Genomic DNA, 12,978 nt, shown 5'->3' with positions numbered 1-12,978 from the left:
TGAATAAATATGTTGTATCCAAAGGATGAAGAATTTCGGGCAACGACGGATAAACCGAATCACGACGAAGGTATTGAGATGAACGCACAACAATTTAATGAACTTAAACAAAAGCTCAGTGATTTAACGGCAAGTCAGTTAAAGTCATTACAAGGTGAGATCAGCGTGAAACTAAATAAAGCGCAAAAACCGGTTCTATCTGGTGAAGAAAGAGAAATGCTTGCCAAACTGTTTGCCTAATCAAGTCATTGATATAAAACACTTGAACGTTTTATAAACTCCACCTATGCTCTCACTATCATAATGTTGGGAGTAGTGATATGCCTGTATCGGGAATTCAATCTGGATACCACATCGTTCAGATGTCACAACAAATGGCCGAGAAAGCTGCACATGGCATTAGCAATAATGTAAGTAAGGTAAAAGAAGAGCTTTCTGATCACAACATCGATTTAGCTGCGGTTGCGGATGTCGCAATAACAGCCTCAACACCTAGCCTTCCCTCTCAAAAAGTTGAATTTCTCATCAACCTAGCTCAAGCCGCTGGTTATAACCGAGTTGGCGCGTCTGTCATAGAGAAAAACAATGAAATCATTGGCAGCTTGCTAGACATCCACGTTTAGGCGATTTAACGTCAAATTATCGCTATTTTAATTTCCAACTATCACTATAACGTTGTAACAAGATAACCCCTTTGCTTCGTTCTTGCTTTCTATTTCGATTCAAATATCTCCTGTTTAAAATCAAGCTTTCCCGAAAAAAATGGGCGGCTTATCAGAGCCGCCCATTCTTATGTTGTATACAGGTTTATCCGTTATCAATAACACCGTTGTTCAGCAATGACTCTACAATCTCGTTGGAGCTGAGACCGTTGAAGTCGATTGAAGTACCTAAGTTTTCCACGACAATAGTCTGTTGAACATTTGCATCCGTCGTAATGTTCAGAGAAACACTTTCCGTCGATGCATCGTAGTCTGCCGAAATGTGACCAAGCAGATCATCCATGTCGATCATTGAGTTATTGAGATCAGAGATAACTTCACGTAAATCGATACTGTCTTCGTTAACAGTGAAGTCAGTAATGGTATCCACTGCCCCTTCATCAACGGAATCTACCGTCCACTTGAAGATATCGCTGCCGTCTCCACCCGTTAAGATATCTGAGCCTAAGCCACCGATAAGCACGTCATCACCATCACCACCCAGAATAACGTCGTCACCGTCTCCACCAATCAAGTTGGTACCTGTGTCTCCGCCGACTAAATAGCTGTCGTCCACTGCGGTTGACTGGTCAATATCGTCGCTATCACTACTCACATCCAAACTAATTTGGACAGGTGAAGACTGCGCTTCATCGCCATTAGATTCCGTTGATATCGCCGTAAGCGAAATATCGTAAGAACCGACATCAATACCACTGTTAGTATCTGTTGCGACAATTTCTAGCGTATCAATTTCATCGCTTGGTACTGTCCAAGTGGTACCATCGAAGCTAATGCCTGATGGAGAAACGCCACTTGTTACCTCAGCACTAGCTGGTACGCCCGTTAGCTCCAAAGACAGCACCTCGTCAACATCAGTAAGCGCCGCCATGATTCCGACAATCGCTAAACCTTGACTGCTCGCGGTTTGGCTAGCCGCAATTTGACGAATGTAATTAAACTGAGGATTGATACTCAATGTAGGTGCATCAGCTACAGGTGTCACATTGATAGTGAAGTCTTGATTCGCCTCCAATGCGGTACCCGATGCATTTTCGAAGTACACGCCGTTGTCTTCGACTTTCACCGATAAAGTGATTGAAGCTGCGTTGACATCTCCTGCATCCACAAATACACCCTCAGAAGCGTCTGTTGCTCCAAGAACGGAGTTAATATTATCTGGTGTGCCCATTAGGGTTATTTCACCAGCCATCCCCGCCCCAACAGTCACACCACTACCTGCTGGCGGCTCGACACGAAGGTCGCCCTCGGTAACTGTAAGAGTCACGGTCATGCTTTCATTTGCTTGTGCGCCCGCAAAGTCGACGTCACTCACACTAATACCCGTTACTTTCTGGCCATCAGCTTCATTGATCGTATCCGTTACCGACGCTGCAGTGATTTCAGGTGCGTCATTGGTCGCTTCAACATTCAACACTGCTGTGCCCGCGATTGTAATTGGGTCTGGAGCGCCGTTAGTGGTTCCGTCATCTGTGATTTCATAAGTGAAATTAACGTCACCAAAGAAATCTGCTGCGGGTTCAAACGTCCACTCTGTCGCACTCACTTGAGTCAACGTGCCGGAAGTTGGGTCCACTAACGCAACATTATCGACGGTCAAGTTGTCTGACTCAGGATCACTTGCGTTGCTCAGCAACTCAGTAGCCATAATAGTTACCAAACCACCATCTTCTTCGGTACTACTCAACGTTACCTCTGATGTTACCGGTGCATCGTTCACCTCAGTGACTTCGAAGGTCGCCGTTCCTGACACCGTTTGAGGATCTGAAACACCGTTCGTTGTACCGTTGTCGGTAATGTCGTAGGTCAGATCGACCTTGCCGTTGTAGCCAGGCGCAGGAGTAAATGACCATGTACCTGTTACGTTGTCGAAATCCAATGTGCCGCTGCTTGGATCAACCAACTGGACATTGCTCACCATCAAGGTGTCGTTTTCAATATCAGACGCATTCGCCAACAAATCAGCTTGGGTAATATCAACCGCCGTACTGTCTTCTGCGATATCAGAAAGTGTCACTTCAGACGTCGTTGGAGCATCATTGACTTCCGTTACGTTGAACGATGCGCTGCCGTTAACCGATTTAGGATCGGATGCACCATTTGTCGTGCCATCATCTGTAATGGTGTACGTGATTTCAACTGGACCGTTGTAATCTGGTGCAGGGGTAAATTCCCACTCTCCCGTGCCACTGTTGAAAATAATGCTGCCCGAATTCGGATCCGTTAACTGAACATTGCTAACCGTGAGATTATCGTTCTCTACGTCTGTCGCATTCGCAATAAGATCCGCTTCAGAGATGGAGAACACACCACTATCTTCTTCAATATCCGGTAGCGTCACTGGCGTAGTTTCTGGGGTATCATTCACCGCTGTCACTTCAATATTGAAGCTGCTGCTGTTGGTATTTAGGGTGTCATCTACCCCACCAATTACGATACCTTCATTACCTTGGTCATCGACTGTCACGTCCACCTGAACGTCACCAAAGAAGTTCAGGTCTGGATTAAACTCAATCAGACCGTCTGCAATGGCATTGTTTAGATCGGCCACTGTACCTTTCAGTTCAACGGAGTCCGTACCATCACCGCTCACGGTTAGGTTGTAAGTAGCGATGAGCGTTGGATTAAGCTCCAAGATACCGCTGTCGACGTTCACATTGAGTACATATTCAGCATTCGGATCATCGAGTACGGCATCAATATCGGTAATGCTGAAACCATCAAGCAGCATTGGCGTATCTTCTGGTGTTTCCACATCCACGGTATTGACGAACTCTGGACGATCGTTCACTGCTTCAACATCAACAGTGACATCAAACTCCTCTGCGGAGCCCAAGCTTTGACTGCCATCGAGCCCAGTATCAACGGCTTGCACTTTGAAATGCAGCGAACCATCCCATGAGTTATCGTTGCGATCCCCAGAATTAAACACCACTTGATCCAAGTCTTGAGCATTGATTTCTAAGACAAAAATGCCGCCACCTTGGTCAGTAAACACTGTCCCATCAGGTAATGAAACACTCGCCCCATCAGGGACATTGGAGACCTCAACTCTCAGCGTCTCTGGATCATTTTCCTGGTAGTTTGCACCATCTCCGATGGACTCTTTGTTATCAACCACTAACGCATTTACATTAATAACAATGTCTTCGCCCTCATTACCTGCAGCCGAAGTGTCGGGGTTCACATCAACATCATCACCAATAGGATTGACAATAAGCGTAAAGTTGTTGTTTCGTTCCGTTGGAACTTGTAGCAACTCCTCTTGAATGAAGACCGTAATACCTATCTCAGCCTCGCCACTAAAGTGTTTTGGCGGTTTAATTTGGATGTCACTCAGGTCAATGGACGTCTGAGTGAGATCTTTTAGTTGAATACTCCATTCGCCCCCACCGTTGTTCTTAACAACATAATCAGAGGAATTGGATTTAACGATAAAGTCATCAGGAAGCCCCGTTAACTTGAGTGAAACGAAACTCTCAGAACCGTCATTATCGTTCAGGCTGATCGAAACACCAGAGCCCGATTGATTCAGCGAAATTAAAGTATCTTCGTCACCAATCACCGTGATTGGCTGCGTCGGATCGGCACCTGTAATGGTAATGTCATCAACGACTGGCGTAACTTCAAATGTGACATCGTCAGTGAAGGTTCTCACATCTATATTATCGCCAGAGTTATTCAAGATAGACTGATCAAACACAGCTTCATCAGTAATTTCTCCCTCGATATTAATCTTGACGGTATTTTGGCCACCACCTACGGGGTAATTTTCTTTTGGCTTAAACAGAACATTGTCAAGCGCACCAGCTAAAATCTCAGCTTCATTAAACTCAATACTGGTTCCTAAGCTGTTACCATTGGCATCAACAAACTCACCTAATGTTGTGTCATCAAGCTCTAACTTGATGTTCGTTAGTGTTTCTCGACCACCTTGAGTGTTGTTAAATTGATCGGCAAAATCAACACTCAAGTTAAGTTGGATTAAGCCATCTTCGTAACCAACACCATCCGCCGTGGGAACGTCGTTATTTAGATCAGTTACAGGTTGTTTGTTTGCATCCAAGCCGAAAGTACCAACGATATCTACTTTTACATTCGGTGTGACATCGCTATCCAACGGCTGATCCCCGGCTGAACTCGGAACGTCTGCAACCGGTAAAACCTGAACTGGAAACTGGACATTATTTTCTTTTTCATCACCGGACTCAGTGTCTTTAGTGACAAACCGAATTGGTAATTCGAAATCACCTGCGTAATCTTCTGCCAAGTGCATCGTCAAGCCATCAAGGCCAGTAATATTTCCACTCGCATCGATATGGGCTTGGAACACGTATTTACCATTGACAAAATCAACATCCGTCCCCGTGATCACCAAACCAGGAGGAATGCCAGGAGCTGTCGGGTCGACGATAATAGTTAAGACATCTTCCACACCATCTGCATTAATCGCATCGACTTTCGACGTCAACTGAGCACCAAGGTTAATAGAATTGTCTTCCAACGCTTGAATTTGGACATCATCAGCCACCTGAATCTCTGCCGCTACACTCATTTTCGGTGTGAGGACGGTTGGAAACTCTAGTGTCACATCCGTTTGACGCACGACCGTCGCATCTTTTTCGTTGCCCAAATCTTCGCCCAAATCATTTACTTCTGCGTAAATGGTTAAGCCAATTTGAGAGAGACCACCGTTATCGCCATCGTCACTGTCATCGTTTGGTGTTAAATCAAGTCCAGACGGCGCTTTAATTGAGAAGTTGTCTTCATTGGTTACTGTCCAACGACCTCCACCTTCATTTAGTGCACCGACGATAACCAATTGGTTGAGGATCTCAGGGTCCACATTGTGAAATTGAACAACAAGTTGAGTCACCACTTCATCTGAAGACGCATCAAACTCTTGGTATTTAATGATATGAGCGCCAGATTCGCCCCCCATAGAAGTGTTGATCGTAAAGTCAATGTTACCTTGATCATCTGACTTCACGATATCGGTAGCACCACCACCACTTTCAGTGACAAGCAGACGGGTTTGGTCATCTATTGCCCCCGTATTATCCTCTGGCTCAACGATTGGATTAACTTGGACATTCACCGTACCATTGATGGTTTTCTCAGCGATACCTTCACCGGGATTCGAAGCGTCAACATATTCATGGTCAATCTCTTTCACAGTGACGGTCGTGGTCAAGTCAAAGTCAGTACTTGAATCCTGCTCCAACTGGACTTGAACATAGCCACTTTGAGAGATTTTAGCGGAAAAATCTTGCTCTGATTCACCAGCTTGCGGTGAAAGCGTTAGTGTTCCAGAAACAAGCGCTTGTGCCACACCATCTACATAGACCGTGCTGCCTGGAGGAAATCCAGAGATGGTTACATCACTAAAGAATTCATCGGTATCAGGGCTTTGTACGAGCGTCGGTTTCCAATCGATGTCAAAGCGCGTATCTTCATCTCCCTCCGATCGAACAACGTAGTTATCTTGAGCGTCAATAACGGGTTCGACCTTGATCCTTACCTCTCTTTCAATCACACGACTATGACCATCATTTTCGGTAACAATGATCGTCCCTGTAATCGCAATGTTTTCGGTTGAAGAGGCTTCTGGAATAATTTGAATACCGGAATTAAAATTCAGCCCAGTGATGTTTGCTTCGTAAATCGGTTGACCGTTACCATCATAGCCAACAAAGGTGAGGTCAACGCTTGAACCGTCTGAATCTACGACACGAACACCGTCGGGGATGTTGGACAGGATAACAGTAATGGCTTCTGAATCATCCAGAGGTCTATCGGCAACTTCACCTGATACAACCGAGAAGTTGAGGTTTACAACACCATTCTCTTCAATAGTCGTCTCTATCCCGGCCACATCTCCGTCTACGAATCGGTTCCAAACGTTCCCCGCGTCAATTAATACCGTGTCTGGTATGTCAGCAACACCTTTTACACCAACGATGACAGTCTTACTGCCCAGTGACAACACATCTTCTGTCGTACCGGTAGACAATGATGCTGTGTCTTTCACAATGCCTTCGACATTGAAAGTAAAGTCATCATTGCTGTGCAACGGAGGAAGAACTTCGACGTTCGCTAATTCAGACTCTGGCACTTCGTAATAGAGTACATTGCCGCCTGAGTCGGTCACTTCTACTATCTGACTTGGGTTTGCTGAGTCCAACCACACCAAAGTAACCCCATCAATTGAGAAGTTAGAAATGCGTACAAATAACGCTTCAGAACCATCTAAGTCCGCTGATGGTTTCATGGTGATCACTTCACTTAATTGGAGTGGGTCGTGATCAGTGACAGGGTCTACCGTATTTTGAGTTCGAGCATTATCCTCAAACACATTAATTCGGTTTACAGTAAAACTACCTTTATCCGCAACTGGGTTTACATCAATAATGATGGTTTCGGTTTCTGAGCGAGCGGTATCTTTCCCAAGCAGTGGATTGTTGTTTTCCGTCGTAATAGCGGTGACATCAATTCTGATTTCGCCCGAGAAGTTATCTATCGGATCAACTTGAACTTCATCAATTCGGCTTGCATCCACCAGATAAACACCACTGGATTTTGGTATCGCACTACCATCTGAATAGACTAACTCTGCGTTACCTTCTCCTTGTGTAAAGACAAGCTCGTACACAATGCCTTCAGGGTTACTAGTGTCTTGGGTTTCAGCCGTGATGTTAAGTGCGACATTGTTTCCATCTTCATCAACCGAGTAGTTAAATTCACTGTTTGCCGTCCACGTTGCAATATCTGCAACGGCAGCAACTTCAATGTCTAAACGACCATTAATCGTATGATCTGGCGTACCATTGTTAAGAATTTCCACGCGGATACGAGGATCGATACCAGAAGCATCGGTTGATGTATGACGATCTGGTACGAAGTACAAGTTATCTAGCGAGACAAGCTCACCATTGAATGACTGCTCAACATTTGATGCGTCGAGAACAACCGTATTGCCCACAGATGTTAATTCAATGTAGTTGCCACTGCCGTCTCTGTAGTAGAACGTACCGTTGTGAGTATCAGCATCTCGAATAGTGATGTCACCTAAGCTCTCGTTACGGTCGATATCATGTAAATTGATAACCAAGTCGACTTTCGCAGGGCTAACATCCAGCGTCGACAAGTTGTCCTGAGTATTTGCAGAGTCAACGCCCACAACGACACCATCACGCCCTTGGTCTTCGAACGCAGTAACGGTAGACGTGTCAATTTGCGCATTGCGGTCTCTTATCGAGATATCCACATCGGCATCTGCGATATCGCCATCACCATCGGTTGCCACAACGTTGATGGTGAAATCAATCGAGTCGGTTTCGGTATGGTCAAGATCGTCATTCGGACGGAATGACACACTGCCATCGGTTCGAACAACCAAACGACCGATTTCAGTATCCACTCCGTCAAGAACCTTGTGAACAAATACGACTTGGTCGCTGCCGTTCAAATCGACAGAATCAGAATCAACACCGTTTTGCTTAAAGTAAATGCCTGAATCATCAGCCGAGAATGAAGTCACTTGTGCGCCGTCAGCACCAAGGTCATCATCCCCCTCTACAGGGTCTCGGAATAAACGAACCGTGCGACTGCCTTGTCCCTCAACACGCGAAATAGATGCATCGTGCAAGGTTGGAACATCATCGGTAATCGTCACTGGTAAGTTAATACCTGCCATATCACCATCGACATCGGTCGCAAAGACTGGGAGATCAAGTATGAGTGTATCTTCGCCTTGAGTTGAGTGATCTAGCGCACCCTCAAGCGTAAACTTGTAAGAGCCGTCAGCGTTCAAAACTAGCGTGAACACTGAGTTACCATCAGGTGTTTGACCTTGATAAGTAAAGTTGTTGTTGCTTACCGCGGTTTGAACTAACGTCACCGCAAGACCACCTGAAGTGACTCCTGGTATCGGGTTAGAAGTAAGATCCAGCTGATAAGAGACAACGGTATCTGCCCCTTCCACCGTATCGAAATTGCCCGTTGCTTCTAGGCTGTCTTTGTTGGTTGCCTGAGAGCCGTTGGCAAGGTCATCCTCATCAACCGCCAAAGCATCTGCTGATTTAATTTCGGGAATGTCATCAACTACGGTAATTGGAAGATTCAGTGATGATGACGTGTCACCATCAAAGTCTGTTACTGTAATTGGAATATCAATGACAAGGTTGTTTTCACCTTGAACAGCGTCATGGTCGATTGGTCCCAACAGCTCAAATTGGTAGCTGTCATTATTCGCATCAAGAGACAGCGTGAAGATCTTAGTTGATGTGCCAGTAATAACCGCTTCGTAACTGGTTACTCCACCATTCGTGCCTACTAGATTCAACTCGATGCTGCTGCCGTTCGACGTTAAACCAGACACGACTGCATCGAGGTCTGAAACTTGGTAGCTGACAATCTTGTCTGCACCAGCAACGACCTCAAATCCGCCGTTCAATACCGTAGAATCATTACTTGTCGTGTCAGAGCCACCGGAAAGATCATCTTCATCAACGGTTTGTTGGCTAGAGTCTGTCACTTTCACAATAGCTGGAACATCGTCCACCACGGTGATCGGCAAGGTGATGTTATTGGACACATCGCCATCAAAATCAGTCGCGTTGACTGGGAAGTTGATGACTAACGAGTTTTCATCGTTACCCGCAGGATGATCAAGTGCACCTAATAGTTCAAACTCATAACTGTCAGCTGAGCCATTTAGCGTCAGTTTAAAGACGGTATCCGTCGTACCTTGTACGTAAGCCCGGTACTCAATCACACCATTTGAATTTGAAAACTCAACCAACTCAAGCGGTTGACCACCTGAGGTAAGTCCAGAAACAGGCGACGTTAAGCTATCCAACTGGAAGCTAACGATAGAGTCGGCACCATCAGTAACTTCAAAGTTGCCACCAATGATATTGGATTCTGGCGTGTCGTCCGAACCTTGGCTTGGAATATCATCCTCATCCACAGACAAGGTACTACCAGAGCTAATAGCATCAATGGTTGGTTTGTCATCTACGATCGTAACTGGCAAGGTCGCAGTGATGGTATCGTTGTCGCCATCCGTGATCTTCACAGGTAGATTCAACAAAATCTCATCAGAGTTAACCGCGTGATCTAACTGACCAGATAACTCAAAGTCGTATTTACCATCTTGATGAAGTGTCAACGTGAAGACCGTCACTCCACCCGGAGTTTGTCCCACGTAAACAAGCGCGTCAGCAGTTGAAGCGCCAACGTCTTGAGAAAGTGTTACCTCTTCTCCACCCGATTTCAGGTTCGGAATAGGATTTGAGCTCAGATCCAATTCGAAAGCATCAATACCATCTGCGCTAGTGACTTCGAATTCACCTGATACCGTTAACGGCTCTTTAGTGCCATCAGAACCAAGAGGTAAGTCATCTTCGTCGACACGTAGACTTTCAATATTGGTAACAACTGGAACATCGTCCACAACGGTAATTGGCAATGTGAAGGCTGGTGAAGTATCACCATCATTATCTGTCGCAGTCACAGGGAGGTTAATAACAATCTCGTTTTGCTGATTACCATCTGGATGATCAAGCGGCTTCTGTAAATCGAACTCGTAGGTGTTGTTCGTTGCATCCAACGTCAGTTCGAAAACCACTTCAGCAGGATTGCCAGCGACACCTTGGTATACGTTCACGCCGTTTGCGCTAGAAGACAGAACTAAGGTGATAGCGTCACCATCTGAAGTCAGTGACGCAACTGGCGTGGTCAGGTCACTCAGCTGAATAGAAGCAACTTGGTCAGCACCTTCGGTGATATCAAAAGTACCTGAAATAACAGTATCTTCTGCACTTGCAGCATCCGTACCTGCTGGTAGGTCATCTTCATCAACGGTTTGTTCGCTGCCTGCTAGCAAACCATCAATGGTCGGAACATCATCCACAACCGTAATTGGTAAGGTGATGTTGTTCGACACGTCTCCATCAAAGTCAGTCGCGTTTATCGGTAAATTTATGATCAGTTCATTCTGGCCATCAGCATTTGGATGATCGAGACGAGCGAGCAAATCGAACGTGTAGCTGTCATCAGAGGCATCGAGGGTTACACGGAATACTGGTGTCGTCGTGCCATCAATACGAGCTTCGTAAACTGAAACGCCACCTGCGTTTGATACTTCAACCATAACCAGAGATTGACCACCAGAGGTCAGGCCTTGTACTGGCGTCGTTAGGTCAGAAACGCTGTACTCGACAATGCCATCAGAACCATCAGTCGCGATGAAGTTACCGGCAATGCTGTTCGACTGTGTACCATCAGATCCGATTGTTGGGATATCGTCCTCATCAACCGTTTGCACACTTGTTGCTTCGATTCCACCAAGTGTCGGCTTGTCATCAACGATCTTGACAGGAATTGTCTCAGCAGAGGTATCGCCATCAAAGTCTGTTGCGATGATTGGGAAGTTGAGCGTTAACTCATCACTATCAACAGCATGATCGATTGGGCCTTCAAGCGTGAAGTTATAAGAGCCATCAGTGTTCACTGTCAGTGTAAAGACCGACTCGGTGCCTGCTGTTGCTTGATAGGTAAAGCTGCCGTCGCCATTTGCGGTTTCAGCCAATGTGACTGCCACGCCTTGTGATGTGAGTCCAGCCACTGGTGTTGCTGAAGCATCAAGCTGATAGCTCACTACTCGGTCAGAGCCTTGTGTGGTGGTGAAGTTGCCATCGATTGAAATCGGGCCAGTCTGATCCGAACCAATCGTGCCTAAGTCATCTTCGTCAACGGTAATTGCATCGACATCGGTAATGGTTGGCTTATCATCCACGATGGTGACTGGGATCGTTTCTGTGGTGGTATCACCATCAAAGTCCGTCGCGATGATTGGGAAGTTCAGTGTCAGCTCATCACTACCCGTCGCATGGTCGATTGGACCTTGCAGCGTGAAGTTGTATGAACCATCCGTATTAACGGTCAGCGTAAATACTGCTTCAGTTCCTGCTGTCGCTTCATAAGTGTAGCTACCGTCGCCGTTTGCAGTTTCCGTCAGCGTGACGGCCACACCTTGTGATGTCAGACCATCAACTGGTGTTGCAGCAGTATCTAATTGGTAGCTCACTACCCCATCAGAGCCTTGCGTTGTAGTGAAGTTGCCATCGATTGAAATTGGATCTGAGCCATCAGAGCCAATCGTCGCTAGGTCATCTTCATCCACACGGATTGCGTCTACATCAGTGATGGTTGGTTTATCATCAACGATGGTGACAGGTAGTGTTTCCGTCGACGTGTCGCCATCAAAATCTGTTGCGATAATCGGGAAGTCGATTTGTAGACTGTCACTATTCACCGCATGGTCTAGTGGGCCTTGCAGAGTAAAGGTGTAGCTGCCATCTGGCTTCACAACCAATTCAAATACGGCATTGCCATCTGCTGTGGCAGTGTAAGTAAAGCTGCCATCACCATTTGTTGTCTCAGTAAGCACGACAGGCTCACCATGAGAGGTCAACCCTGCTACTGGATCTGCGGTTGCATCAAGCTGGTATTTAACAACACTGTCCGAGCCTTCAGTTGTGGTGAAAGAGCCCGACATAAACGCATCATCGTTTTGGTCTGAGCCAATTGAGGCAAGGTCATCTTCGTCTACTGTTAGTGGGACAACGTTATCGATGGTTGGAACGTCATCAGTAATCGTGACTGGAATAGTCGCGGTTGTCGTATCGCCATCAAAGTCTGTTGCAATGATTGGGAAGTTCAGAACCAATTCATCGCTGTTTAACGCGTGATCGACCGGCCCTTCCAGACGGAAATTGTATGTGCCATCAGCATTAACATTCATGGTGAAGACCGGATTGCCATCCGCGGTAGCCACGTAAGTGAAGCTGCCATCAGCATTCGCATTCTCTACCAAAGTAACAGGCTCACCGTGAGAAGTTAAACCTGCGACAGGATCAGCCGTTGAATCAAGTTGGTAGCTCACTACACGGTCTGAACCTTGGGTAGTGGTGAACGCGCCTTCAACAAACACAGCGTCACTTTGGTCTGAGCCAATACCTGATAAATCATCTTCGTCTACAGCCAGAGGCACAACATTATCGATGATTGGCGCATCATCCGTAATGGTGACTGGAATGGTTGCCGTGGTCGTATCACCATCAAAATCGGTGGCAATAATTGGGAAATCAATCGTCAGGCTGTCGCTGTTAGCGGCATGGTCAATCGGGCCTTGCAGCGTAAAGTCGTACGTACCATCTGTTGCGACATTCAACGTGAAGACAGGATTACC

3 protein-coding genes are annotated in these 12,978 nt (G+C 46.2%); 2 read left to right on the top strand and 1 reads right to left on the bottom strand.

Going from position 1 to position 12,978, the window contains the following annotated elements:
* The first annotated feature begins 9 nt into the window (after positions 1–9).
* Together R8N28_RS04930 and R8N28_RS04925 are read left to right on the top strand one after the other, a co-directional pair.
* Positions 10–240 carry a hypothetical protein gene (locus R8N28_RS04930; protein WP_005376575.1) on the top strand — a complete coding sequence of 77 codons (231 nt, stop codon included), beginning with the start codon at positions 10–12 and terminating at the stop codon, positions 238–240.
* Between the two features lie 80 nt (positions 241–320).
* Positions 321–623 (top strand): hypothetical protein, encoded by a 303-nt coding sequence (locus R8N28_RS04925; RefSeq protein ID WP_062731017.1) that lies wholly within the window; start codon positions 321–323, stop codon positions 621–623.
* A gap of 184 nt (positions 624–807) precedes the next feature.
* On the opposite strand, the gene R8N28_RS04920 is transcribed toward R8N28_RS04925, so the two are convergent.
* On the bottom strand, positions 808–12,978 hold a 12,171-nt coding region (locus R8N28_RS04920), incomplete at its 5' end, for a DUF5801 repeats-in-toxin domain-containing protein (RefSeq protein WP_318183326.1).

The sequence above is a fragment of the Vibrio sp. Vb1554 genome (assembly GCF_033344235.1).
Note: the sequence above shows the minus strand (reverse complement) of the source record. Positions and strands in the feature narration are given on the sequence as shown.

Coding starts and splice junctions, on each gene's coding strand:
- R8N28_RS04930 (WP_005376575.1), top strand. CDS start 10: ATGTTGTATCCAAAGGATGAAGAATTTCGGGCAACGACGGATAAACCG.
- R8N28_RS04925 (WP_062731017.1), top strand. CDS start 321: ATGCCTGTATCGGGAATTCAATCTGGATACCACATCGTTCAGATGTCA.